The 24,840-nt window shown below is 60.5% G+C and carries 25 protein-coding genes; 10 read left to right on the forward strand and 15 right to left on the reverse strand.

What is annotated here, in order from left to right:
- Positions 1-12: 12 nt before the first annotated feature.
- Both lgt and ACA051_RS28080 read right to left on the reverse strand, forming a co-directional pair.
- Positions 13-819 carry a prolipoprotein diacylglyceryl transferase gene (lgt, locus tag ACA051_RS28075; RefSeq protein WP_497306192.1) on the reverse strand — a complete coding sequence of 269 codons (807 nt, stop codon included), beginning with the start codon at positions 817-819 and terminating at the stop codon, positions 13-15.
- A gap of 76 nt (positions 820-895) precedes the next feature.
- Positions 896-1,678 (reverse strand): sulfite exporter TauE/SafE family protein, encoded by a 783-nt coding sequence (locus ACA051_RS28080; RefSeq protein ID WP_497306193.1) that lies wholly within the window; start codon positions 1,676-1,678, stop codon positions 896-898.
- Between the two features lie 134 nt (positions 1,679-1,812).
- Here ACA051_RS28080 and ACA051_RS28085 point away from each other — a divergent pair, with 134 nt between their 5' ends.
- Positions 1,813-2,559, forward strand: coding sequence for an NRDE family protein (locus ACA051_RS28085; RefSeq protein WP_497306194.1), 747 nt, complete (start codon positions 1,813-1,815; stop codon positions 2,557-2,559).
- A 124-nt stretch (positions 2,560-2,683) separates the two neighbouring features.
- Here the strand turns inward: ACA051_RS28085 and ptsP are convergent, their stop codons facing one another.
- Together ptsP and ACA051_RS28095 are read right to left on the reverse strand one after the other, a co-directional pair.
- Positions 2,684-4,963 carry a phosphoenolpyruvate--protein phosphotransferase gene (gene ptsP, locus ACA051_RS28090; RefSeq protein ID WP_497306196.1) on the reverse strand — a complete coding sequence of 760 codons (2,280 nt, stop codon included), beginning with the start codon at positions 4,961-4,963 and terminating at the stop codon, positions 2,684-2,686.
- Positions 4,964-4,985: 22 nt separating this feature from the next.
- Entirely contained in the window at positions 4,986-5,465 is a 480-nt protein-coding gene (locus ACA051_RS28095; protein ID WP_007945562.1) for an RNA pyrophosphohydrolase, read from the reverse strand.
- Between the two features lie 143 nt (positions 5,466-5,608).
- Here ACA051_RS28095 and ACA051_RS28100 point away from each other — a divergent pair, with 143 nt between their 5' ends.
- The gene (locus ACA051_RS28100) at positions 5,609-6,265 is read left to right on the forward strand and encodes a histidinol-phosphatase (RefSeq protein WP_497306198.1); all 657 of its coding nucleotides are present in this window, start codon (positions 5,609-5,611) and stop codon (positions 6,263-6,265) included.
- A 92-nt stretch (positions 6,266-6,357) separates the two neighbouring features.
- On the opposite strand, the gene ACA051_RS28105 is transcribed toward ACA051_RS28100, so the two are convergent.
- Positions 6,358-6,783, reverse strand: a complete 426-nt coding sequence (locus ACA051_RS28105; RefSeq protein ID WP_497306199.1) for a DUF2269 domain-containing protein — start codon at positions 6,781-6,783, stop codon at positions 6,358-6,360.
- Positions 6,784-6,822: 39 nt separating this feature from the next.
- Positions 6,823-8,337 (reverse strand): threonine ammonia-lyase, biosynthetic, encoded by a 1,515-nt coding sequence (gene ilvA / locus ACA051_RS28110; protein WP_497306201.1) that lies wholly within the window; start codon positions 8,335-8,337, stop codon positions 6,823-6,825.
- A gap of 301 nt (positions 8,338-8,638) precedes the next feature.
- On the opposite strand from ilvA, the gene rpiA reads away from it, so the two are divergent.
- On the forward strand, positions 8,639-9,310 hold the full coding sequence (gene rpiA, locus ACA051_RS28115) for a ribose-5-phosphate isomerase RpiA (RefSeq protein ID WP_102595075.1): 672 nt from the start codon (positions 8,639-8,641) through the stop codon (positions 9,308-9,310).
- 124 nt (positions 9,311-9,434) lie between these two features.
- Here the strand turns inward: rpiA and ACA051_RS28120 are convergent, their stop codons facing one another.
- On the reverse strand, positions 9,435-10,352 hold the full coding sequence (locus ACA051_RS28120; protein WP_497372732.1) for an SdiA-regulated domain-containing protein: 918 nt from the start codon (positions 10,350-10,352) through the stop codon (positions 9,435-9,437).
- A gap of 104 nt (positions 10,353-10,456) precedes the next feature.
- Positions 10,457-11,386, reverse strand: a complete 930-nt coding sequence (locus ACA051_RS28125; RefSeq protein WP_497372734.1) for an SdiA-regulated domain-containing protein — start codon at positions 11,384-11,386, stop codon at positions 10,457-10,459.
- Here ACA051_RS28125 and ACA051_RS28130 point away from each other — a divergent pair.
- Positions 11,331-11,531 (forward strand): hypothetical protein, encoded by a 201-nt coding sequence (locus tag ACA051_RS28130; RefSeq protein WP_497375664.1) that lies wholly within the window; start codon positions 11,331-11,333, stop codon positions 11,529-11,531. The two genes, ACA051_RS28125 and ACA051_RS28130, sit on opposite strands and share 56 nt — an antisense overlap.
- Positions 11,532-11,640: 109 nt before the next feature.
- On the opposite strand, the gene ACA051_RS28135 is transcribed toward ACA051_RS28130, so the two are convergent.
- Positions 11,641-12,306: a fumarylacetoacetate hydrolase family protein gene (locus tag ACA051_RS28135; RefSeq protein ID WP_497306206.1), complete on the reverse strand. Its 666-nt coding sequence runs from the start codon at positions 12,304-12,306 to the stop codon at positions 11,641-11,643.
- 36 nt (positions 12,307-12,342) lie between these two features.
- Positions 12,343-13,737, reverse strand: a complete 1,395-nt coding sequence (locus ACA051_RS28140) for a D-2-hydroxyglutarate dehydrogenase (protein ID WP_497306208.1) — start codon at positions 13,735-13,737, stop codon at positions 12,343-12,345.
- Positions 13,738-13,941: 204 nt separating this feature from the next.
- On the opposite strand from ACA051_RS28140, the gene serA reads away from it, so the two are divergent.
- Positions 13,942-15,171: a phosphoglycerate dehydrogenase gene (gene serA / locus ACA051_RS28145; protein ID WP_497306210.1), complete on the forward strand. Its 1,230-nt coding sequence runs from the start codon at positions 13,942-13,944 to the stop codon at positions 15,169-15,171.
- Between the two features lie 62 nt (positions 15,172-15,233).
- On the opposite strand, the gene ACA051_RS28150 is transcribed toward serA, so the two are convergent.
- Positions 15,234-15,659, reverse strand: a complete 426-nt coding sequence (locus tag ACA051_RS28150) for a DUF4399 domain-containing protein (protein ID WP_348124933.1) — start codon at positions 15,657-15,659, stop codon at positions 15,234-15,236.
- A 135-nt stretch (positions 15,660-15,794) separates the two neighbouring features.
- On the opposite strand from ACA051_RS28150, the gene ACA051_RS28155 reads away from it, so the two are divergent.
- Positions 15,795-16,379: a transporter substrate-binding domain-containing protein gene (locus ACA051_RS28155; protein WP_497306212.1), complete on the forward strand. Its 585-nt coding sequence runs from the start codon at positions 15,795-15,797 to the stop codon at positions 16,377-16,379.
- Between the two features lie 129 nt (positions 16,380-16,508).
- Here the strand turns inward: ACA051_RS28155 and ACA051_RS28160 are convergent, their stop codons facing one another.
- Both ACA051_RS28160 and ACA051_RS28165 read right to left on the reverse strand, forming a co-directional pair.
- A complete protein-coding gene (locus ACA051_RS28160) occupies positions 16,509-16,994 on the reverse strand; it encodes a 2-thiouracil desulfurase family protein (RefSeq protein WP_497372736.1) in 486 nt (161 codons plus the stop codon).
- A 2-nt stretch (positions 16,995-16,996) separates the two neighbouring features.
- Entirely contained in the window at positions 16,997-17,629 is a 633-nt protein-coding gene (locus ACA051_RS28165) for a 2OG-Fe(II) oxygenase (protein WP_497306216.1), read from the reverse strand.
- 123 nt (positions 17,630-17,752) lie between these two features.
- On the opposite strand from ACA051_RS28165, the gene ACA051_RS28170 reads away from it, so the two are divergent.
- Positions 17,753-18,505 (forward strand): DUF2059 domain-containing protein, encoded by a 753-nt coding sequence (locus ACA051_RS28170; RefSeq protein ID WP_497306218.1) that lies wholly within the window; start codon positions 17,753-17,755, stop codon positions 18,503-18,505.
- A 111-nt stretch (positions 18,506-18,616) separates the two neighbouring features.
- Here ACA051_RS28170 and bipL read toward each other — a convergent pair whose 3' ends face one another.
- Positions 18,617-19,564 carry a phospholipase BipL gene (gene bipL / locus ACA051_RS28175; protein WP_497372738.1) on the reverse strand — a complete coding sequence of 316 codons (948 nt, stop codon included), beginning with the start codon at positions 19,562-19,564 and terminating at the stop codon, positions 18,617-18,619.
- 96 nt (positions 19,565-19,660) lie between these two features.
- On the opposite strand from bipL, the gene ACA051_RS28180 reads away from it, so the two are divergent.
- Both ACA051_RS28180 and ACA051_RS28185 read left to right on the forward strand, forming a co-directional pair.
- Positions 19,661-20,239 (forward strand): DUF6436 domain-containing protein, encoded by a 579-nt coding sequence (locus ACA051_RS28180; RefSeq protein ID WP_497372740.1) that lies wholly within the window; start codon positions 19,661-19,663, stop codon positions 20,237-20,239.
- Between the two features lie 102 nt (positions 20,240-20,341).
- On the forward strand, positions 20,342-22,753 hold the full coding sequence (locus ACA051_RS28185) for a penicillin acylase family protein (RefSeq protein ID WP_497372742.1): 2,412 nt from the start codon (positions 20,342-20,344) through the stop codon (positions 22,751-22,753).
- Positions 22,754-22,873: 120 nt separating this feature from the next.
- Here ACA051_RS28185 and ACA051_RS28190 read toward each other — a convergent pair whose 3' ends face one another.
- Positions 22,874-23,839: a GlxA family transcriptional regulator gene (locus tag ACA051_RS28190; RefSeq protein WP_497306225.1), complete on the reverse strand. Its 966-nt coding sequence runs from the start codon at positions 23,837-23,839 to the stop codon at positions 22,874-22,876.
- 336 nt (positions 23,840-24,175) lie between these two features.
- On the opposite strand from ACA051_RS28190, the gene ACA051_RS28195 reads away from it, so the two are divergent.
- Positions 24,176-24,817, forward strand: coding sequence for an HD domain-containing protein (locus ACA051_RS28195; RefSeq protein ID WP_219095013.1), 642 nt, complete (start codon positions 24,176-24,178; stop codon positions 24,815-24,817).
- The last annotated feature ends 23 nt before the right edge of the window (positions 24,818-24,840 follow it).

A 24,840-nucleotide genomic window follows, 5' to 3' on the forward strand; every position in this document is an offset into this window, starting at 1 on the left:
CGGGATTCGAATTTATACGGCCGCCGCTGGAGTCGCCGGAGCGCGGTGGTACGCCAGCCAGATCAGGAACAGCCCGCCGACGATCATCGGGACGCAAAGTACCTGGCCCATGGTCAGCCAGTTCCAGGCCAGATAGCCCAGTTGCGCGTCCGGTACGCGGACGAATTCGACGATGAAACGGAAGATGCCATAGAACAGCGCGAACATCCCGGACACCGCCATGGTCGGCCGCGGCTTGCGCGAGAACAGCCATAGAATGGCGAACAGCGCCACGCCTTCGAGCGCGAACTGGTACAGCTGCGACGGGTGACGCGCCAGTTGCGCCGGATCGGTCGGGAAGACCATCGCCCACGGCACATCGGTTGCCTTGCCCCACAACTCGGCGTTGATGAAGTTGCCGATGCGCCCGGCGCCCAGGCCGATCGGCACCATCGGTGCGACGAAGTCCATCAGCTGGAAGAACGACTTGCCGTTCTTTTTACCAAACCACAACGCCGCCAACATCACGCCGATGAACCCGCCGTGGAACGACATGCCGCCCTTCCACACTTCGAAAATCAGCGTCGGGTTGGCCAGGTAAGCGTGCAGATCGTAGAACAGCACATAGCCCAAGCGGCCGCCGACAATGACCCCCATCGACATCCAGAAGACCATGTCGGAGAGTTTCTCCTTGGTCCAGGTCGGGTCGAAACGGTTGAGCCGGCGCGATGCCAGCAGCCAGGCGCCGCCGATGCCGATCAGGTACATCAGACCGTACCAGTGGATTTTCAGCGGACCGATGGCCAGGGCCACCGGGTCGATCTGCGGGTAAGGCAGCATTGCGACTCCTTGTTGAAAGTTGAAACCAGAATTCCCGGGCGACGCTGCCACCTCAGGATTAAGCCAGCATTGCGAGCTAGAGCAGGAAGCTCAGGCCTACGCAGAACAGCAAAGCCGCGAACAGCCTTTTCAGCAACTTCGGCGACAGCTTGTGGGCCAATCGCGCACCGAGACGGGCGAACACCATGCTGGTCAGGGCAATCCCCAGCAGCGCCGGCAAATAGATAAAACCGAGACTATGGGCCGGTAGCAAGGGATCGTGCCAGCCCAGAATCATGAAACTTAATGCACTGGCCAAGGCGATGGGCAGACCGCAAGCCGACGACGTCGCCACCGCTTGCTGCATCGGCACGCTGCGCCAGGTCAGGAACGGTACGGTCAACGAGCCGCCGCCAATGCCGAAAATCGCCGAGGCCCAGCCAATCACACTGCCGGCCACGGTGAGACCGAGTTTGCCGGGCACCGTTCGGCTGGCCTTGGGTTTGACGTCCAACGCCAGTTGCGCGGCGATGATCAGCGCAAACACGCCGATGATTCTCTGCAGGTTCGGGCCGGAGATCGCTTCAGCCGTCAGCGCACCAAAACCGGCGCCCATCAGAATACCCACGGTCATCCACACGAAAATCGGCCAACGCACCGCGCCGCGACGATGATGTTCGCGGACCGCATTGACCGACGTAAAGATGATCGTCGCCAGGGAAGTGCCGACCGCCAAGTGGGTCAGGATCGACGCATCGAAGCCCTGCAAGGTGAAACTGAACACCAGCACCGGGACGATGATGATCCCGCCGCCAACCCCGAACAGCCCGGCCAGCACGCCTGCGCAGGCGCCCAGCGCCAGATAGAGCAGAAATTCCATGGACGATCCCAATGCTTAGCCCAAACCGGAGCGGCATGGTAACGGATGCGTGGCCTCGGGCTCCACTGCGGATGGCAATGGAACGACAGGCGACGACTGCGTAGAGTGGGCAAAAAACACACTAGGACCACCTTATGTGCCTGATTGTTTTTGCCTGGCGACCGGGGCATGCCCAGCCGCTGATCGTGGCGGCCAACCGCGACGAATTCTATGCCCGGCCCAGCCAGCCCCTTGCGCAATGGCCGCACGCACCGAGCGTCTACGCCGGGCGCGACCTGGAAGCCGGCGGCACCTGGCTCGGCATCGGTGCCAATGGACGTTTTGCTGCGCTGACCAATATTCGTGATCCACATCAGCCACCCTCGCGAAAAACGCGAGGTGAGCTGGTGGCGGGTTTTCTTCTGGGCAGCATGTCGATTGATGATTACTTAAGCGACGTTGTCGGACGCTCGCTGGAATACGCCGGATTTAATCTGCTGATCGGCAATGCAAACGAACTGTGGCACTTCAATGCGCGGGAGTCTGAGGCGGTGATGCTGGTGCCTGGGGTCTATGGGTTGTCGAATGCCGGGTTGGATACGCCGTGGCCGAAACTGCTCAAGGCGCGGGCGGCGCTGGAGGAAGTGCTGGTGGATCCGCAGCCAGAAGCGTTACTGGCGTTGCTGAATGATCCGCAGACCGCACCATTTGCCGAGCTGCCGGATACCGGCGTGGGTCTGGCGACCGAGTCGTTGTTGTCGAGTGTGTTTATCGCCAGCCCCACGTATGGGACGCGGGCGAGTACGGCATTGATTGTTCAGGCGGATGGGACACGGCATATGGTCGAACGGAGTTTCGGGCCGTATGGGGGGCATTTGGGGGAAGTGGAGATCAAGATTTGAAGGCTAGCGATCACCTGTGGCGAGGGAGCTTGCTCCCGTTCGGTTGCGCAGCAGCCGCAAAACGATTGGGAGCGCTTCGCACTCCAGCGGGAGCAAGCTCCCTCGCCACAGGGCCATCAGTCTTTCAGAGGGTTTTGACCGATGCCGGATTGATCATCCGCGCCAACCCAAGGTTCTTCAGCGCCAATTGCAGCGAGCTGTGGATAACTTGCGGGTTGTCGATGGTCATCAGCTCGGCCAGTAATTCCTTGGCCTTGCTCAGATTGATCTGACGCAGCATCCACTTCACCTTCGGCAAGTTGGTGGCGTTCATCGACAGGCTGTCGAAGCCCATCGCCATCAACAGCACCGCCGCCGCCGGGTCACCGGCCATCTCGCCGCAGATGCTCACAGGCTTGCCTTCGGCGTGGGCGTCACGCACGACGTTCTGCAACGCCTGGAGCACCGCCGGGTGCAGGTAGTCGTAAAGGTCGGCAACACGCGGGTTGTTGCGGTCCACCGCCAGCAGGTATTGAGTCAGGTCGTTGGAGCCGACCGACAGGAAGTCCACCTGCCGCGCCAGTTCCTTGGTCTGATAGACCGCCGCCGGAATCTCGATCATCACGCCAATCGGCGGCATTGGCACGTCGGTGCCTTCGTCGCGGACTTCGCCCCAGGCCCGATGAATCAGGTGCAGGGCTTCTTCGAGTTCGTGGGTGCCGGAGATCATCGGCAGCAGAATCCGCAGGTTGTTCAAGCCTTCGCTGGCCTTGAGCATGGCACGGGTCTGCACCAGGAAGATTTCCGGGTGGTCGAGGGTGACGCGAATGCCACGCCAGCCGAGGAACGGGTTGTCTTCCTTGATCGGGAAGTACGACAGCGATTTGTCGCCGCCGATGTCCAGGCTGCGCATGGTCACCGGTTGCGGGTGGAACGCGGCGAGTTGCTCGCGATAGATCGCCAACTGCTCCTTTTCGCTCGGGAACCTCTGGTTGATCATGAACGGCACTTCGGTGCGGTACAGACCGACACCTTCGGCACCACGCTTCTGCGCTCGCGCAACGTCCGCCAGCAGGCCGGTGTTGACCCACAGCGGCATGCGATGGCCATCGAGGGTCACGCATGGCAAGTCGCGCAGCGCGTCCAGCCCGAGGGCCAGTTGCTTTTCTTCCTCGACCACTTCGGCGAACTGCTTGCGCAGCACTTCGCTGGGGTTGGTGTAGACCTCGCCGTGGTAGCCGTCGACGATCATCTGGATGCCGTCGACCTTGGAATACGGCAGGTCGACCAGGCCCATCACCGTCGGGATGCCCATGGCTCGCGCCAGGATCGCCACGTGGGAGTTGCCGGAACCGAGTACCGACACAAGACCGACCAGCTTGCCTTCCGGCACCTCGCCGAGCATTGCCGGCGTCAGTTCTTCGCTGATCAGGATGGTGTTGTCGGGGTAGACCAGAGTCTGCTGACGTTCTTCCTGCAAGTAAGCGAGCAGACGGCGGCCAAGGTCCTTGACGTCCGAGGCGCGCTCACGAAGGTAGGCGTCGTCCATCAATTCGAAACGATTGACGTGTTCGGTGACCACCTGACGCAACGCGCCCTGGGCCCACTGGCCGGTCTTGATCACGGTGGTGATTTCGCTGCCCAGCGAAGCATCGTCGAGCATCATCAGGTAGACATCGAACAGCGCGCGCTCTTCCGGGCGCAGCTGATTCGCCAGCTTGGCGGACAAGGCACGCATGTCGGCGCGCACGCCTTCGATGGCGGTCTTGAACAGGCCGAGTTCGGCTTCGATGTCGGTGATGGTCTTGTCCGGCACCACGTCCAGATCGGCTGGCGGCAGCATGACCACTGCCGTACCGACCGCCGCACCCGGCGAACCCGGTACACCGACAAACTTGGCTTCCTGGATGCCTTTGCCCTGACGGCCCAGGCCACGGATCGAACCGGTGGCTTCGGCGTGGGCGATAACGCCGGCGAGCTGCGCGCTCATGGTCACGAGGAAGGCTTCTTCACCTTCATCGAACTGGCGGCGTTCTTTTTGCTGAATGACCAACACGCCGACGACGCGGCGGTGGTGAATGATCGGCGCCCCGAGGAAGGAGGCGTAGCGCTCTTCACCGGTCTCGGCGAAGTAACGGTAGCGCGGGTGATCCGCGGCGTTTTCGAGGTTAAGGGGTTCTTCACGCGTGCCGACCAGGCCAACCAGACCTTCGTTGGGTGCCATGCTGACTTTGCCGATCGAGCGCTTGTTCAAGCCCTCGGTGGCCATCAGCACGAAGCGGTTGGTCTCAGGGTCAAGCAGGTAGACCGAGCAGACCTGGCTGCCCATGGCCTCTTTGACGCGCAACACAATAATCCCCAACGCCGCCTTGAGATCCTTGGCGGAGTTAACTTCCTGGACGATCTTGCGCAGCGTATTGAGCATGGCTCGGGGTCGAACTCCGTCGTCAGTCGCGCGTTAAAAGGCGCGGGGCAAGCTCTTTGAGAGCGCGTCGATACACCTCGCGCTTGAATGTCACCACCTGGCCCAACGGATACCAATAACTGACCCAGCGCCAGCCATCGAATTCCGGTTTACCGGTCAAATCCATCCGCACCCGCTGCTCGTTGGAGATCAGGCGCAGGAGAAACCACTTCTGTTTCTGGCCGATGCACAGCGGTTGGCTGTGCGTCCTGACCAGACGTTGCGGCAAACGATAGCGCAACCAGCCCCGGGTGCAGGCGAGAATTTCAACATCTTCGCGCTCAAGACCCACTTCTTCGTTCAACTCGCGGTACAAGGCGTCTTCCGGCGTCTCCTGGGGGTTGATCCCGCCCTGTGGAAACTGCCAGGCATCTTGATTGATACGGCGAGCCCATAGCACCTGTCCGGCATCATTCGTGAGAATGATCCCGACATTGGGGCGGAAACCATCGGGGTCGATCACGGCAACAACCTCGCAAACGCATGTCGCCGCATTGTTCCACAAAGGTTGTGAAGGCAGCAACGAGCCGACCTACCTTATGTGCACTCTTGTGAAAAGTCCGTATTCTGGACGCCTTTCTACAGACTTTTCAGCGAGTAACTGCAATGCGGCTGGCTTTATTCGACTTGGACAACACGCTTTTGGGCGGCGACAGTGACCACGCCTGGGGCGATTACCTGTGCGAACGCGGCTTCCTCGACGCCGTCGCCTACAAGGCACGCAACGACGAGTTCTATCAGGACTACCTGGCCGGCAAGCTGGATAACGATGCCTATCTGAACTTCTGCCTGGAAGTCCTCGGCCGCACCGAGATGGCCACGCTGGATCAATGGCACCTGGATTACATGCGCGATTGCATTGAGCCGATCGTGCTGCCCAAGGCGATTGAATTGCTGGCAAAGCACCGAGAGGCTGGCGACAAACTGGTAATCATCACCGCCACCAACCGCTTCGTCACCGGGCCGATTGCCCAGCGCCTGGGGGTTGAAACCCTGATCGCCACGGAATGCGAGATGGTTGATGGCCGTTATACCGGGCGCAGCACCGATGTGCCTTGCTTCCGGGAAGGCAAGGTCACGCGGTTGAATCGTTGGCTGGAAGAGACCGGGTATTCGCTGGAAGACAGCTATTTCTACAGCGATTCGATGAATGATTTGCCGTTGCTGGAGCAAGTGGCGAATCCGGTGGCGGTTGATCCTGATCCGAATTTGCGGGCTGAGGCCATGAAGCGTGGCTGGCCGGTAATTTCGTTGCGCGATTGACATTGCTTTCGCGGGCAAGCCTGCTCCTACGGATCACCTAAACCCTGTAGGAGCGAGGCTTGCCCGCGAATGGGTCAACGCGGTCCAACGCCTTAAACAGGCTTGGCACCCATCAACCCGGCAATGGCGATAAAGCAGACAAAGCTGAACAGCGCGAGGGCGAAGGTGAACTTCCCGTTCCCTCCCGGCGCCTTGCGCAGCTTGTTAAGCCGCACCAGCAACCAGAACCACCCCAACGCCGCCAGGGTGTAAAGCACACTCGACGCCAGCAACCACGTCTGCCCCAACGGCCAGCCCACCAGATGCACCATCCACCAGCCGGTGAATGGCATGCTCAGCAACGCCAGGCCCATCAGCAGCCAAACGAACACCCGAGGCCTTTGCAGCGTGCGTGCCGCAGCAGTCGCATCGCCACGACGCCGCGTTTGCCAAACCCATATCCCCAAGCCCAGCGCACAGCCCAATAATATTGCCGTCGCCGCGGTGTGCGCCATTTTCAGGGCGGTTAACGTTTCCATTGTTCGATTTCCTTATGACCTGCCCATCAGCGTAGCCACTCAGCCAAGAAACAGCTTATAGGCCGGGTTGTCGCTTTCGTCCCAGTACGGGTAACCGATTTCTTCCAGTGCCGCCGGCACCAGATGACGTTCGTCGTGCGGCACTTGTAGACCCGCGACCACGCGGCCATCCGCAGCGCCATGGTTGCGGTAGTGGAACATCGAGATGTTCCAGCGCCCGCCGAGTTTGTTGAGGAAGTTGAACAGCGCGCCCGGACGTTCCGGGAATTCGAAACGCAGAATCACTTCATCGACCACGTGTGCCGCACGACCACCCACCATGTGGCGAATGTGCAGCTTGGCCAGTTCGTTATCGGTCAGGTCCAGCACCGGAAAACCCTGCTCGCCGAGGCTGGCGATCAGCGCACTGCGCGGGTCGGTTTCCGGGTGCGTCTGCACGCCAACGAAGATGTGCGCTTCGCTGCCAGTGTTGTAGCGGTAGTTGAATTCGGTGATCTGGCGCTTGCCGATGGCCTCGCAGAACGCCTTGAAACTGCCCGGTTTCTCGGGGATGGTCACGGCAATGATGGCTTCACGACCCTCGCCCAGCTCGGCGCGCTCGGCAACATGGCGTAGGCGGTCGAAGTTGACGTTGGCACCGGAATCGATGGCGACGAAGGTGTGCCCGGTGACACCGCGCTGCTCGACATACTTCTTGATCCCGGCCACGCCCAGGGCGCCGGCAGGTTCGGTGATCGAGCGGGTATCGTCGTAGATATCCTTGATCGCCGCGCAGATTTCGTCGGTGCTGACGGTGATGACTTCATCAACGTAGTCTTTGCAGATGTCGAACGTGTGCTGACCGATCTGCGCCACCGCGACGCCATCGGCGAACAAGCCCACGGTTGGCAGCACCACGCGCTCGCCGGCCGCCATGGCCGCTTGCAGGCAGTTGGAATCGTCTGGTTCGACGCCGATGATTTTGATTTCAGGGCGCAGGTATTTCACATACGCCGCGATCCCGGCGATCAACCCGCCGCCGCCCACCGGAACGAAGATCGCATCCAGACGCCCGGGGTGCTGGCGCAGAATTTCCATCGCCACGGTGCCCTGCCCGGCAATGGTATGGGGATCGTCGTAGGGGTGAATGTAGACGTAACCTTTTTCGTCGACCAGTTTCAGCGAGTAGGCCAGGGCTTCCGGGAACGAATCGCCATGAAGCACCACTTTGCCACCGCGCGAACGCACGCCTTCGACCTTGATTTCCGGGGTGGTCTTGGGCATGACGATGGTCGCCTTTACGCCCAGCACTTTCGCCGCCAGCGCCAGGCCCTGCGCGTGGTTGCCCGCCGAGGCGGTGACCACGCCGCGAGCGCGCTCCTCATCGCTGAGCTGGGTCAGCTTGTTGTAGGCGCCGCGAATCTTGAACGAGAACACCGGCTGCAAGTCTTCACGCTTGAGCCAGATAGCATTGCCCAGCCGCTCGGAGAGCTGGCGGGCCGTCTGCAATGGGGTTTCTACGGCAACGTCATAAACGCGCGAGGTGAGGATCTTTTTGACGTACTGTTCGAGCATCGGAAAGCATCACTGAGCGGGTTGGGCAGGGCCAAGGAGTCTAACCCGGCTTTCGGGCGGACGACCACACTAAACAGGTGGTTTTACCGTCCCCGGAAGGGATCATGAGCCTGTAGGAGCGAGGCTTGCCCGCGAAGAGGCCGTCACATCCAACATAAATGTTGGCGATAAGATCGCTTTCGCGGGCAAGCCTCGCTTCTACAGGTAACGGTCGTGGCCCGCCAATCGGGCAATGACCTTCCCCGGCGCGAAGCCTATAATGCCGGCCTTTCGTTCCCTCCTTCGGCACCTCGGAGCCCGCATGACCCAGGATCAACTCAAACAGGCAGTGGCTCAGGCCGCCGTCGACTTCATCCTCCCGAAACTCGACGACAAGAGCATCGTCGGGGTCGGCACCGGCTCCACCGCCAACTGCTTCATCGACGCCCTGGCCAAGCACAAAGGCGCGTTCGATGGTGCGGTCGCCAGCTCCGAAGCCACCGCCGCCCGCCTCAAGGGCCACGGCATTCCGGTGTATGAGTTGAATACGGTCAGCGACCTGGAGTTCTACGTCGACGGCGCCGATGAAAGCGACGAGCACCTGAACCTGATCAAGGGCGGCGGCGCGGCCCTGACCCGCGAGAAGATTGTCGCGGCCGTGGCCAAGACCTTCATCTGCATTGCCGACGCCAGCAAACTGGTGCCGGTGCTCGGCGCGTTCCCTCTGCCGGTCGAAGTGATCCCGATGGCCCGCAGCCATGTGGCCCGCGAGCTGGTGAAGCTCGGCGGCGACCCGGTCTACCGTGAAGGCGTGTTGACCGACAACGGAAACATCATCCTCGACGTGTTCAACATGCAGATCACCAACCCGGTGGAGCTGGAAACGCAGATCAACGCGATTGTGGGCGTGGTCACCAATGGCTTGTTCGCGGCGCGTCCGGCGGACTTGCTGCTGCTGGGCACCAGCGAAGGCGTGAAAACCCTCAAGGCCTGATAGTTCGCCGCCCCGTAGGAGCGAAGCTTGCTCGCGAAGAGGCCCTGACAGTCGACATAATATGTTGAATGTCAGGGCCTCTTCGCGAGCAAGCTTCGCTCCTACAATTGGTTTGCGGTGTTGGTTAGGGTTGCGGTGGTTTTTTGAAGACGTAGAACAGGTTCGGCTCGCTCACCAGGTACATCGTGCCGTCGTCATCCATGGCAATGCCTTCCGCTTGCGGCACGGTCTTTTGCAAGCCCTGGCGCCCTTTGCTCAGCGACATGGTGCTCAGCGGGCGCCCGTCCACATCCAGTTCCAGAATCAGCCGCGACTCGTCGGACAGCGCAAGCAAATGGCCGCTGCGCTCGTCGTATTGCAGGCTCGACAGGTCTCGCACGAACATCCCGGCATCGCGCTTGGGGTTGTTGACCACGTGCACCGCGTAGGATTTCTCCGGGTTGTAATGCGGGAAGCCCTGCACTTCGTAGATCAGCATCGGGTCGCGCTCCTTGGCGACAAACAGACGCTTGCCCACCGAATCGTAAGCCAGGCCTTCGAAACCCTTGTTGCCGCTCATGTGCACACCGAGGGTCATCTGCTCGGCATCCGCCGCGTCGAGAAACGTCGTGTCCTTCTCCAGATGAATCTTGATCAGTCGTTGCTGGCGTTCGTCGGTAATCACGTAAGTGTCGGCGCTGATGAACTCCACCGCCTCCGGGTCGCCGAAGCCAACCAGCGCAACGCGTCGAATGATCCGCCCGTCCAGCGACAGCTCGATCAACTCGGCGTTTTTGTTGGTGACGGTAAACAGGCTTTTGCGCACCGGATCGAAGGTCAGCGCCGACACATCGTCGTTCAGCCCGTCGATGACCCGGGCTTCGATGGCTACCCGGTATTGATCCAGACCAATGGACTCGCTGCTGAGCGGTTTCCAGAGGGTGTGCAGGTTGAACCAGGCGCGCTCGAACAGACGCATGTATTGGCCAACCGCAACCAGCGCAACCAGCGCAATGACTGTCAGGATCAAAATAAGGGGTTTGGGACGGGCAAGTCGGCGCATTCAGGCGAGCTCGGAAACAGAAACAGGCGGATGAAATATCACACCTGTATGAATTCAAGCTTAATGGCCAACGGCCTTGAACCACAACTTGCGAATTCGGGCGCCTATTTCTGCTTTTCGAAACGGTAGAACAGGTTGGGCTCACTCACCATGTAAAGCGTACCCGCCTCGTCCATGGTCACGCCTTCGGCCCGCGGAATGGTCTTCTTCAAGCCATTGAAGCCACCCAGCAAGGTCATGAAGCTGACCTGCTCGCCCTTCTCGTCCAGTTCCAGCAACAAGTGGGAATCGGCTGACAGCGCCAGGGTGTGGCCCGTTCGCGGGTCGATGGCCAGCCCCGACAGGTTGCGGATATCCAGTTCGTCATTGGCGAGCTTTTGCTTGTCGCCCTTGAGGGTCTGGCTGCCGTCGCTTTTCCAGCTGAACAGCGCCGGTGGGCGTTCCTCACCCAGCAGGATCTGCTGATTGCGCGGATCATAGACGATGGCTTCGAAGGCCTTGTTCTGGTCTTTCGAAGGGCCGAGGTCGTATTTCGGGAAGTTGGCGATGTTCAGTTCGCGAGTGTCGGCATCGACCTTGACGATGGAGAGCACGTGCTCACGCTCATCGACGATGGCCAGCAGACCGTTGCCCATTACGGTCAGGCCTTCCGGATTGCTCCAGCCCACCAGCGGCATTTTGCGCAAGACGTCGCCCTGCAAGGTCAGCTCAACGAGGAACGGGTTCTTGCCCATGACCGAAAACAGGGTTTTGGTGTGCGGGTTGTAGGCCAGGTCCGACGCCTCGTCCTTCTCCATCCCCGGTAGCAGCTTGGCGTCGATTACCGCACGGTAATCCGGCAGCCAGATACTTTCCTGACGCGCGGTCGGGCTTTCAAAACGCTCATGAAGCCAGAGCACACCGCGATCATCCCAATGCATCGCAAAGGCGAGGACATAAGCGGCGGCCGCCACCAGCAAAAGCCAGGAATACCAACGCATGACAAAGCGCGAGCGGCGGGCAGTTTTGACAGTGGGCAGCGGTCGGGTGGCCATTCAGGATGCGTTCCAGAAATTCAGGCTACGGGTAATAGCACAATTGGGACCGGCTCAGACGCCGGAATCCGCGGAATTATCCAGACTCGATGTGAAAAAAACGGGAAATGGCGGGAAAGCCCTGCGTGGGCAACAACAAAATTAATGTGGGAGCGAGCCTGCTCGCGATGAGGCCGTGTCAGACAACAGAGATGTTGAATGACAGACCGCTATCGCGAGCAGGCTCACTCCTACAGGGGTTTTGCGGTGTTCGGTTAGCGCACGCTGGTGGTGAAGCTGCTCGCGCCGGGCAATTCGATCACCAGCTCATCACCGACATTCAGCGGGCCGACGCCCACTGGCGTGCCGGTCAGGATCACGTCACCGGCCTGCAGAGAGAAGCAGCCGGCCATGTGCTGGATCATCGGCACGATCGGGTTGAGCATGGCGCTGCTATTGCCATCCTGGCGCACTTCGCCGTTGATGGTCAGGCGGATGCCAATGTCGGTCAGATCAGCGAACGTGCTGCCGGACACGAACGGAGCAATCACCGCCGCGCCGTCGAACGACTTGGCGATTTCCCAAGGCAGGCCCTTGGATTTCAGCTCGGCCTGCTTGTCACGCAGCGTCAGGTCCAGGGCCGGGGCGAAGCCGGAGATCGCATCGAGTACTTCTTCTCGGCTTGGCTTGGTCGACAGAGGCTTGCCGATCAGCACCGCGATTTCCGCTTCGTAATGCACTGAGCCACGCTCGGTCGGAATGCTGAAACCGCCGTCCAGCGGCACCACGCAACTGCCCGGCTTGATGAACAGCAGCGGTTCTGTAGGCACCGGGTTGTCCAGTTCCTTGGCGTGTTCGGCGTAGTTGCGGCCGATGCACACCACTTTCCCGAGCGGGAAGTGAATACGCGTGCCGTCGACATACTGGTGCTGATAGCTCATTACCGACTCCTGTTTCGTAGCGCTTAAATTCAAAAGTCAAACAGCGAAGATTTTGCCCGGGTTCATGATGCCGTTCGGGTCGAACACCGCCTTGACCGCTTTCATGTACTCGATCTCAACCGGCGAGCGGCTGTAGGTCAAGTAATCACGCTTGGTCATGCCCACGCCGTGTTCGGCGGAAATCGAGCCGTTGTACTTCTCGACGGTTTCGAACACCCACTTGTTGACGGTGGCGCACTTGGCGAAGAACTCGTCCTTGCTCAGGTTTTCCGGCTTGAGGATGTTCAAGTGCAGGTTGCCGTCGCCGATGTGGCCGAACCAGACGATTTCGAAATCCGGGTAGTGTTCGCCGACGATCGCGTCGATTTCCTTCAGGAACGCCGGGACTTTCGACACAGTGACCGAAATGTCGTTCTTGTACGGCGTCCAGTGGGAAATGGTCTCGGAGATGTATTCGCGCAGCTTCCACAGGTTCTGCAGCTGGGTTTCGCTCTGGCTCATCACGCCGTCCAGCACCCAGCCCTGCTCGACGCAGTGCTCGAAGGTTTCCAGGGCGTGGTTGGCCACTTCTTCGGTGGTCGCTTCGAATTCCAGCAAGGCGTAGAACGGGCAATCGGTTTCAAACGCCGCCGGCACGTCGCCGCGCGCCATGACCTTCGCCAGAGCCTTGTCGGAGAAGAATTCGAAGGCGGTCAGGTCGAGCTTGCTCTGGAAAGCGTGCAGCACCGGCATGATCGAGTCGAAATCGGTGGTGCCGAGGACCATCGCGGTGAGGTTTTTCGGCGCACGGTCCAGGCGCATGGTCGCTTCGACGACAAAACCGAGGGTGCCTTCGGCGCCGATGAACAGCTGACGCAGGTCGTAACCAGTGGCGTTCTTGATCAGGTCTTTATTCAGCTCCAGCAGATCGCCCTTGCCGGTGACGACTTTCATGCCGGCTACCCAGTTACGGGTCATGCCATAGCGAATCACCTTGATCCCGCCGGCATTGGTGCCGATATTGCCGCCAATCTGGCTCGAACCCGCAGATGCGAAATCCACCGGGTAGTACAGGCCTTTTTCTTCGGCGACGTTCTGCAAATGCTCGGTGACTACGCCTGGCTGGCAGACCGCAGTACGGTCGGTCATGTTCACGTCGAGGATCTGGTTCATATAGTCGAACGAGACAACCACTTCACCATTGGCCGCTACCGCTGCGGCGGAAAGCCCGGTTCGACCGCCCGACGGCACCAGCGCCACCTTGCGTTCGTTGGCCCAACGGACAATGGCCTGGACCTGCTCGGTGGTCTTGGGAAACACGATGGCCGTCGGGGCCGGGGCGAAATGCTTGGTCCAATCCTTACCGTAAGCATTCAGGGAGTCGGCATCGGTCAGCACCTTGCCAGGCTCAACCAGGGTCTTCAGCTCTTCAATCAGGGCAGGATTGGTCATCGACAGAACTCTCGAACAATTCATGGTCATCCTGAGAACGCTTCACGTCGCAGGAATGAGTGTTTAGCGGGGTGCGTATGCTAGCATACCGACCCCGCAGGGTAGTGCCCAACGGCTATTCTGCGGTAACGGCCTTCTTGCCGTTCGGGTCAGCATCTGTTGACCATTTCCTGCCATTTTTCTCCGGGATACAGGTTTACGCAGATGAGCAAGACTTCTCTCGATAAGAGCAAGATCAAGTTCCTTCTTCTCGAAGGCGTCCACCAATCGGCTGTCGACGTTCTCAAGTCGGCGGGCTACACCAGCATCGAGTACCTCACAGGTTCTCTGCCGGAAGCCCAGCTGAAGGAAAAGATCGCTGATGCGCACTTCATCGGCATTCGCTCCCGCACTCAACTGACCGAAGAGATCTTCGATCACGCGAAGAAGCTCGTGGCTGTAGGGTGTTTCTGCATCGGCACCAACCAGGTTGACCTGAACGCTGCCCGCGAACGCGGCATCGCGGTGTTCAACGCGCCGTACTCCAACACTCGCTCCGTAGCCGAGCTGGTGCTGGCCGAAGCGATCCTGTTGCTGCGCGGCATTCCTGAGAAAAACGCTTCCTGCCACCGTGGCGGCTGGATCAAGAGCGCGGCCAACTCCTTCGAGATCCGCGGCAAGAAACTCGGCATCGTCGGCTACGGCTCGATCGGCACTCAATTGTCGGTCCTGGCGGAAGGCCTGGGTATGCAGGTGTACTTCTACGACACCGTGACCAAGCTGCCATTGGGCAACGCCACTCAGGTCGGCAACCTGACCGAGCTGCTGGGCATGTCCGACATCGTCACCCTGCACGTTCCGGAAACCGCTGCGACCCAGTGGATGATCGGCGAGAAGGAAATCCGCGCCATCAAGAAAGGCGGCATCCTGATCAACGCGGCTCGCGGCACCGTGGTCGAACTGGACGCCCTGGCGGACGCGATCAAGGACAAGCACCTGATCGGCGCGGCCATCGACGTATTCCCGGTGGAGCCACGCTCCAACGACGAAGAGTTCGAAAGCCCGCTGCGCGGCCTGGACAACGTGATCCTGACCCCGCACATCGGCGGTTCCACCGCTGAAGCGCAAGCCAACATCGGTCTGGAAGTGGCAGAGAAACTGGTCAAGTACAGCGACAACGGTACCTCGGTATCGTCCGTGAACTTCCCGGAAGTGGCCCTGCCGGCCCACCCTGGCAAGCACCGCCTGCTGCACATCCACGAGAACATTCCGGGCGTGATGAGCGAGATCAACAAGGTCTTCGCCGAAAACGGCATCAACATCTCCGGTCAGTTCCTGCAGACCAACGAGAAAGTCGGCTACGTGGTGATCGACGTCGACGCCGAGTATTCGGACCTGGCGCAAGAGAAGCTGCAGCACATCAACGGCACCATTCGTTGCCGCGTGTTGTTCTGACAGCGACTTGAGTGACAAAAAAAGGAGCCCCTCGGGGCTCCTTTTTCATGTGCGCTATGCTGTCATTTAACGTTGACGGTGATCTCCTTCGACACGATTGGCGGGTCGAAGGCCATATGGTTCATGTCGCCCAACTCCAACTGCAAGGTGTGCTTGCCAGGTGTCAGCGTCAGCTCGGTTTCTGTCTGCGCCTTGCCGAAATGAACGTGATTGGCATCTGCCGGGATTACCGCCCCTGCAGCCACGACATTCTTGGCATCAATCAGCAAATGGTGGTGGCCGGTGTTCTTTGTGGTATCGCCGGCTGGCGCCAGCGCAACATTCTCGACAGCGAATTTAACCTTGAACGTTTGCGGGACAGTCCCACCATCTTCAGGAGAAACGATGGACACTTCGGCACCCTTGGGGGCCGGTGTTGCAGCACTGGCCAGCACCGAAACGCCCATCAATAGGCCAGCCAATGCTGCTCGTGACATAAACGTTTTCATTCTCTTCTCCAGTTTTTCCGTAAAATCCGCGTGGCCGAGACAACTTCACGGCCATTCGTTGTCGAAGGACCTCGACAACCATAGCAAAGCGAGCCTGAACCAGCGCATCGCGATAATGAATTCAAAGGAGTGACCATGCGTTTTTTGCCTGGCCTGATCTGCCTGCTACCCCTTCTGAGCCCTTTGGCTCATGCCGAACTGATTGACGATGTAAACGACCGTGGCGAATTGCGCATTGCTCTTGAGGCTGATACACCGCCCTTCAACTTCAAGGACGACGGCAAACTCACCGGCTTCGAAGTCGAATTGGGCCAACTGTTGGCCCGCGAACTGGATGTGCGCGCCGACTTTGTCGTGACCGATTCCAGCGATCTGCTGCCTGGTGTTGAAACTGGCAAATACGACATCGCCATCAACCACATAGCAATGACCCCGGAACTGAAGGATCGTTTCGACTTCACCGAACCTTACCTTCACACCAATGCGCAATTGATCGCGCAGAACGAAGAGCCGCGTTCGATCCTGTTGGTGCAGTCGCTGACGGAAGAAAAGCCGAAAACCGCCCCGGCAGTGGACCTGGCGATTCCGTTTCAGAAGGGTAATCCGGCGTTTCACGCCAGCCTGGAGAACGCGTTGCAACGGATCAAGGCGGATGGGCGTCTGGAGGCGCTGGAGCAGAAGTGGTTTGGGGCAGATACGAGTGAGGCGCCGAAACCCTGATCCCGGACTGACGACCAACCCTGTAGGAGTGAGCCTGCTCGCGATGAGGCCATGCCAGTCAACGGTGATGTTGAATGTTAGGCCGCTATCGCGAGCAGGCTCACTCCTACAGGGGGGATGTGCGGGGGGTTAGTCTTGCGCTGTCAATGCAGCGGACGCGTCAGCCAGCTCCAGCTCACTGAAAACCTGCACGCCATGACGCTTGAGCAACGCCGCCGTCACGCCTTCGCCGCTGACCTTCACGCCGCTGAAGCTCCCGTCATACGTCAGAAGATTCCCACACGACGGGCTATTAGCCTTCAGCACAGCGATCCTGATGCCGTGCTTTCGCACCAACTCCAACGCCTGATAAGCCCCCGAGAGAAACTCGGCACTGACGTCCTCACCCTCGCTGGTGATGACAGAGGCGTGGCCATCCAGCACTTCGCCACCCTGCCCGCCCGGAATTTCCGCTGCGGCCCTGGGTGTTGGCAACCCACCGGCCACCTCCGGGCACAACGGCACCACCCGACCTTCATCGAGCCATTGTTGAAGCTGATCGAACGGCCCGCTCGCCCCGCCGTCGTATCGGACGCGGTGGCCCAGCAGGCAGCGGCTTACCAGAATTTTCTGCATGATCAGAATGGCTCGTTACCACGACGCCGAAACCACCCCGTCAATGACAGTCGATCCCGGGTCGCGGGCAGGACTTCGTGAGGCACCTCGCCCGACAGAAACACCACCAGGCATCCGCCAGTGGGCACCACGTCGTGTTCGACACCTTCCTCCAGGTACATGCGCAACTGGCCGCCGTGCTCGGGCAGCCAAGCGTCATTGAGGTAGATCACCGCCGAGACCATGCGCCGGTCGTCATCCCGAAAACGATCGACATGCTTGAGGTAAAACGCACCGGGCGGGTACAGGGCGAAATGGCTTTCGAAATCTTCCAGGCCCAGGTACAACCCGCGATTCATCGCCTCGCGCAGGCTGTCCATCAAGCTCAGGTAACTGTCGCACGCCAACGCCTGGCCGGGCTCGATCCACTGGATATGGTCACCGCGGATCCCCTCGCGAATCTCCGACGTCGGCCCGCGCCCCACGGCCGCCGGGGCCAGTTCGCCCTCGGCTGCACGTTTACGGCACTCAGCCGCCAGTTCCCGGGTCAGACCCAGAGGCAGGAAAATATTCTGCTGCGACCAGCCGCGCTCGGCCAGGTCGTCGACGATTCGTAACAGCAGCGGGTGATCAGAGGATATGGGCATGGCGCGCATAGTATTCCTGTGCTTGCAAATCCGACAGAGCCGCGCAGCGGAGGATTTGTCGGATTACTGATACGAATTCTCGACAAGTACGAAAGCCGCACGGAGAATAGTCGCCTGCTGACAGGAGTCCCTATGCGCCGTTTGCTTTTTTCACTGCTGATGCTCTGTGTGTTGCCCGCTTGGGCAGACGGCCACGACCAGTTGTACAAGGTCGCCGGTTGGCCAGATCAGCGCGCGCATTTTAACGACGCCCTCTCAGCCGCTCAGCAGCGCTACCAGAACAGCCTGCCACCGGCGGTGTTTCAAGCCTTGGTGAACAACAGCAATCAACGTTTCGCCCCCCAGGCCGTGGACCAGCGCGCCGAGGCGCAATTGCGCAAAAGCCTCGCCGATCCGAAACCTGCACTGACCTTCTTTCAATCGCCCCTGGGCAAGAAAATCGTCGCCGCCGAACTGCTGGCGACCCGTCGCGATCAGCTGGCGAAAAACGCCAAGGGTCTTCCGAAGATTCAGGCCAGTGACAGCCGCCTGCTGATCATCGGCCACCTGGCCCAGGCCCTGCCCGCTCGCGAGGCCGGCGCGGAAGTCAGCCTGGCGATCGCCGGCGTCGCGGCCGACAGCCTGAGTTCGATGATCCCCGGTTTACTCGGTGGCGGTCAGGCGCAAGGGATGCTGAACGGACAGCGCCAGCGTTTGATGGATCAGATTGGTACCGATCTGAACAACACGCTGTTGTATGTCTATCGCGACTTGTCGGATGAAGAGCTGGAAGAGTTCGCCACGTTTGCCGAGTCCACAGAGGGCAAGGCGTATTACCAGGCGGCGTTGGCGGCGATTCGGGCGGGGTTGGCGGTGGGGCAGGATACGTCGAACCTCAGTCAGTAATCTTCAGCGCCTTTGAGATTGCCTTCGCGGGCAAGCCTCGCTCCTACACCTACAGATAACCGCATACCCCTGTAGGAGCGAGGCTTGCCCGCGAAGAGGCCCTAACGGTCACTAAAGATTCCGGCCCTTGATCCGCTTGCTCAAAAACCCGAAATACTCCTCCCGCATCGCCAGAGTCTCATTCGCCAAATGATGCCGCGCCTCCGGCAGCATCAATACCTGCGGCCGATCAAACTTGGCCTTCAACACCTCAAGGTTATGCTCCCAATCCACCGTCATGTCCGCCTGACCCTGCACAATCAGCGGTCGCCGTGGACTGTTCGGTGCCGCCTCGATGCGCTTGATCCACCGCGCCAACGCACCGACCCAAGCCGTTGGCAGTCGCAGCGGTTGCAACGGATCGGCTTGCAGGAACGGCAAGAAATCAGGGTCGTTGGAGTTCTCGCTAAAGCGCCGGGCAATAGCTTTCACGAAAGGCTTGAGCAGGTAATAACTGAGCTGCGACCAGCCCCAGGCGCGCGGCCGAACCAGCGGTGACAGCAAAATCACCTGACCTTGGGCCGGACTGTTCGCGCCCTGGTTGAGCACATGATCGATCACGATCGCGCCGCCGGTACTCTGCCCGCACAAGTGCCACGGCTGTGGAAGGTCGAGCGTCTGCGCCTCGGCAAACAACCCTTGCAGCGTGTGCTGATACTCGGCGAAATCCTTGATGCTCGCCCGCTCGCCGCTGGACAGACCATGCCCCGGCAAGTCGCAGGCAATCACCGCGAAGCCCTGATCCAGCGCCCACTCGATCACATGTCGGTAGAGCCCGGTGTGGTCGTAGAAGCCGTGGAACAGAAATAGCGTCGCCTCCGCTCGCTCAGGCCACCAGACCTGGCAGACCACTTCATAGCCATCGACCTCGAAACGCCCCAACCCGCTGCGCTGCGTTCGGCCCGGAAAATCCAGGCCGTAAAACCGCTGATAGGCCAGCGCCTCCACCGAAAGCGGCTGCCACTCGGCCAGTGGCCGCAGGCTGGCGCGCAAATGATCGGGGTCGAAAGTGGCAGACATGAGCTATTCCAGAGCACTAAACAGACTTTATAGGCCTGCGATATTCATCTGTCGCGGCAAGCATGGCAAGCTAGCCGACCTTCGAGGATTGAAACCATGCGTCCGGCTTTGCGCACCACACTGCTTGCCAGCCTGCTCGCCCTCGTGTGTGCCGGCGTCTTGTGGGCGGCCTATGACTGGTTTCAGGGGCGATACTTGCGCGCCTTCAGTTCGCACACCGCAGTATTTTCCGGCGATCCGCTGCGCCTGCCCGACGAACTCGCCGGCCCCGGCGCCATCCGCCTGGTGCATTTCTGGGACCCGGCTTGCCCGTGCAATGTCGGCAACCAACAACACCTGACCGAACTGGTCGAGCAGTATGTACCGCAGGGCGTGGAGTTTTACGCGGTACAAAAACCCGGCAGCCACGGTCAGTTGCCCAGCACCTTGAGCGGCCTCAAAACCATCACCGTTCTCCCGGGTTCCGAACAGATCCCCGCCAGCCCGGCGGTGGCGATCTGGGACCGCAGCGGCAAACTGGCGTATTTCGGCCCGTACAGCGAAGGCCTGACCTGCAATTCGAACAACAGCTTTATCGAGCCCATCCTGCAAGCACTCAGCGAAGGTCGTACCGTGGGCGCCACCCATACGCTGGCGGTCGGGTGCTACTGCCCTTGGCCGGAGGAAGTGAAGTAAGGCAATCCTGACTATTCCAGGACCGCGATGCCCGGCACAGGAGGTCTGTGCTACATGTTTGCAGCCCGCACGGGCGGCAATCCCGAAGAACAAGGAGTCACCATGAAACGCGTCCTGACCGTACTGGTATTGCTGATCGTCACGCTCGTCATCGGCGTCGGCGGGTACGTGTACATCAAGCAGCCAACGCGCCAGGGCCAGGTGGAGTTGCAGCATCTTCAGGGCTCGGTGACCGTGCGTTACGACGAGCGCGGCGTGCCGCACATCCGCGCCGAAAACGAAACCGACCTCTACCGCACCCTTGGCTATGTGCAGGCCCAGGACCGGTTGTTCCAGATGGAAGCCATGCGTCGCCTCGCCCGGGGTGAGCTGGCTGAAATCCTCGGACCGAAACTGGTCGACACCGACAAACTGTTCCGCAGCTTGCGCATCCGCGAACGCGCCGAAAGCTATGTAGCCGCACTGGATCGTCAGTCACCGGCATGGAAGGCGCTGGAAGCCTATCTGGATGGCATCAACCAGTATCAGGATACTCACGCGGCGCCCATGGAGTTCGACGTGTTGGGCATCCACAAGCGCCCTTTCACCGCCGAAGACAGCATCAGCGTCGCCGGTTACATGGCGTACAGTTTTGCCGCCGCGTTTCGCACCGAACCTTTACTGACGTTTGTGCGCGATCAATTGGGCGCCGAGTACCTGAACGTTTTTGAACTCGACTGGCAGCCCAAAGGCGTGCTGGCCAAAACACGCTCCACGCCCGGACCCGCCCTCGCCGCCGGTGACTGGAAAGACCTGAACGCCCTCGCCCGCCTGAGCGAACAGGCCCTGGCCGACAACGGCCTGCCGCAATTCGAAGGCAGCAACGCCTGGGTGATTGCCGGCAACCACAGTAAAAGCGGCAAGCCGCTGCTGGCCGGTGACCCGCACATTCGCTTCTCGGTGCCGTCGGTATGGTACGAGGCGCAACTGTCGGCGCCGGGCTTCGAACTGTACGGCCATCATCAGGCACTGGTGCCGTTTGCCTTTCTCGGCCACAACCTGGATTTCGGCTGGAGCCTGACGATGTTCCAGAACGACGACCTCGACCTGATCACCGAGAAGGTCAACCCGGACAACCCGAACCAGGTCTGGTATCGCGGCAAATGGGTCGACATGGTCAACACCGAGCAACAGATCGCGGTGAAGGGCCAGGCGCCGGTCACCCTGACTCTGCGCCAGTCGCCCCACGGCCCGATCATCAACGATGCACTCGGCACCGCTGCTGGCAAGACGCCGGTGGCCATGTGGTGGGCGTTCCTGGAAACGCCGAACCCGATCCTCGACGGTTTCTATCAGCTCAATCGCGCCGACACCCTGGCCAAGGCTCGCGCCGCAGCAGCGAAGATTCAGGCGCCGGGGTTGAATATCGTTTACGCCAACGCCAAGGGTGACATCGGCTGGTGGGCCTCGGCGCTGCTGCCCAAGCGTGCCGCCGGGGTCAAACCCGGATTCATCCTCGACGGCAGTAGCAATCAGGCGGACAAGGAAGGTTTCTACCCGTTCAGCGCCAACCCGCAGGAAGAGAACCCGACACGCGGCTACATCGTCTCGGCCAACTTCCAGCCCGTGTCGCCGACCGGCATGGAGATTCCCGGTTACTACAACCTCGCCGATCGCGGCCAGCAACTCAATCGTCAGCTCAGCGACAAGAGCGTGAAATGGGATAACGAGGCCAACCAGAAGCTGCAACTGGGCACCACCACCGCCTACGGCCCGCGTCTGTTGGCGCCGCTGTTGCCGGTACTGCGTGAAGTGGTGAGCGATCCCGCCGAACTCAAACTGGTCGAGCAACTGGCGCAATGGAAAGGCGATTACCCGCTGGACTCCACCAGCGCCACGCTGTTCAACCAGTTCCTGTTCAACCTGGCCGACGCGACGATGCACGATGAGCTGGGGAATGATTTTTTCGAAACCCTGCTCTCGACCCGAGTGATCGACGCTGCGCTACCCCGCCTGGCTGCGACAGCCGATTCGCCGTGGTGGGATAACCGCAACACTCTCGGCAAGGAAACCCGCGCCGACACGGTCAAGGTGGCCTGGCAAGCGAGCATCGCCCATCTCAAGAGCACTCTAGGCGCCGACTTCGCGCACTGGCAGTGGGGCAAGGCTCACACCCTGACCCATGGTCATCCATTGGGCGTGCAGAAGCCGCTGGACCGGATCTTCAATGTCGGCCCGTTCGCGGCGCCTGGCACCCATGAAGTACCGAACAATCTCTCGGCCAAAATCGGCCCGGCGCCGTGGCCGGTGACTTATGGACCGTCGACCCGGCGTCTGGTGGACTTTGCCGACCCGGCCCACAGCCTGACTATCAACCCGGTCGGCCAGAGCGGCGTGCCGTTCGACAGCCACTACGACGACCAGGCTGAGGCGTATGTCGAAGGGATTTACTACCAGGCGCATTTCAGTGACGAAGAAGTCACGGCCAATACGCGCAGTACGTTGAAGTTCTTGCCGGCGCGGGCTGCGCCGTAGATTTTTGTTGCCTGGGCTGACGCCTTCGCGGGCAAGCCTCGCTCCTACAGAGTATGCAGTCATCTGTAGGAGCGAGGCTTGCCCGCGAAGAGGCCCGCAAAAACACCGCATATTCATGGCTCAAACCATCGCCGCAAAATTCAGCCTGAACTGCTGCGGCGTCACCCCCAGCCTGCGGTTGAACACCGTGCGCATATGCTGGGCGTCGCGAAACCCGCACTGATACGCCACCGTCTTGAGCGGCGAGTGAGTGCTTTCAAGCAGCACCCGCGCCGCGTCCACCCTCGCCCGCTCGACGAATTCCGCCGGGGTGATTTTCGCTTCCTTGGCGAACACCCGGGAGAAGTTGCGGGCGCTCATGTTGGCCGCATTCGCCAGATCGGCAATGGTCAGGTCACCGGTGAGGTTGGCCAGCACGTAAAGCTGCGCCAGCGCCACCGCCGACGTCGGCTCGGCGTGGGGCGTGAGGAACGGGCTGAACTGCGATTGCCCGCCCGAGCGTTGGGTGAACACCACCAGCCGCTTGGCCACGCTCAACGCCACTTGCGGTCCGTGGTCCCGGGCCAACAGGTACAACGACAAATCAATCCCCGCCGTGACGCCGGCCGATGTGAAGAGTTCGCCGTCCTGCACGTACAGGCGATCAGCATCGACCTGAGTGGAGGGGCACAACGTCGCCAACGCCGCGGCATCGTCCCAGTGAGTGGTGACGGTTCGCCCCTCAAGCAAGCCGGCCCGGGCCAGCATGAACGCGCCGTTGCAGATCGAGCCAAACCGTTGCGCCCGCGCACAGGCATCGCGTAACCAGGCATCGAAGGCCGCGCCAAACTCCAGGAACGGCAACTGCGGCCCGCCGGCCACCAGCAACAAGTCATAGGCTTCCAGCGCTTCGCTGAAATGCCGATGGGCATTGAGCGACAAACCGTTGGAGCACGCCATCATTCCGCGTTCGACGCCGATGACCTCCAAGCGGTAATGGTCTTGCGGTTCGAGGAAACGATTGGCTTCGCAAAACACATCCATGGGACCGGTGACGTCCAGCGACTGGACGCCGGCGAACACCACGATGGCAACGGTTTTACTCATGGTTGGATTGCCTCTACGGGTCACACTTACCTGTGGCGAGGGAGCTTGCTCCCGCTGGAGTGCGCAGCACTCCCATTCCTGTCACCACTGTTTGCCTGGTGTAATTGAGTTGCAGGTTTTGGGGCCGCTTCGCAGCCCAGCGGGAGCAAGCTCCCTCGCCACAAAAGCGTATTCGCCGGTACCAAACTTAGCCAATCCGGGCGCAACAAGCGAGGTTGGCGCGATTTGCATGCTCATTGGCCGGGATCGCAGCCATGGATCGATTGTCCGCTCCGGGAGGCGGGAACAGACTTGTTCCATCAGCGCCGCCACGGCGTTCCCCACGAGGAAAGCACCATGAGCAGCATCATTGCCGGCATCAAAATCCCCGACAGCGCCTTGGCCAAGGCCACCACTGAATACATTCGCGACGCCGAGTCCGACTTGCTTTACCACCACTCGCGCCGGGTGTTTCTGTTCGGCGCCCTGAGCGGTGAGCGCAAGCAGTTGGCCTACGATCCGGAAATGCTCTACGTCGGCGCCATGTTCCATGACCTGGGCCTGGTGGAAGGTCATCGCACGGACAACGAGCGCTTCGAAGTCGATAGCGCCAACGCAGCCAAAGCGTTCCTCAAGCCTTATGGTTTGTCGGATGGCGATATCGAGCAGGTGTGGCTGTCGATCGCCCTGCACACCACGCCGGGCGTGCCGCAACACTTGCGGCCTAACGTGGCATTGGTCACGGCCGGTGTGGAAATGGATGTGCTGGGTATCGATTACGCCGCGTTTCCCACCGTGCAGCGGGAAGCGGTGGTGCATGCGCATCCACGGGGCGAGGGGTTCAAGGAATGCATCCTGTGTGCGTTCGCCAATGGCTTCAAACACAAACCGGACACCACGTTCGGCACGGTAAACGCGGATGTGCTGGTGGACAGCGAGCCGGGGTTCAAGCCGATGAACTTCGTCGAGATCATCCGCAAATCTCCTTGGGTTTCTTAAAACAACTGTGGGAGCGGGCTTGC

This window comes from Pseudomonas sp. LBUM1669, from assembly GCF_059695705.1.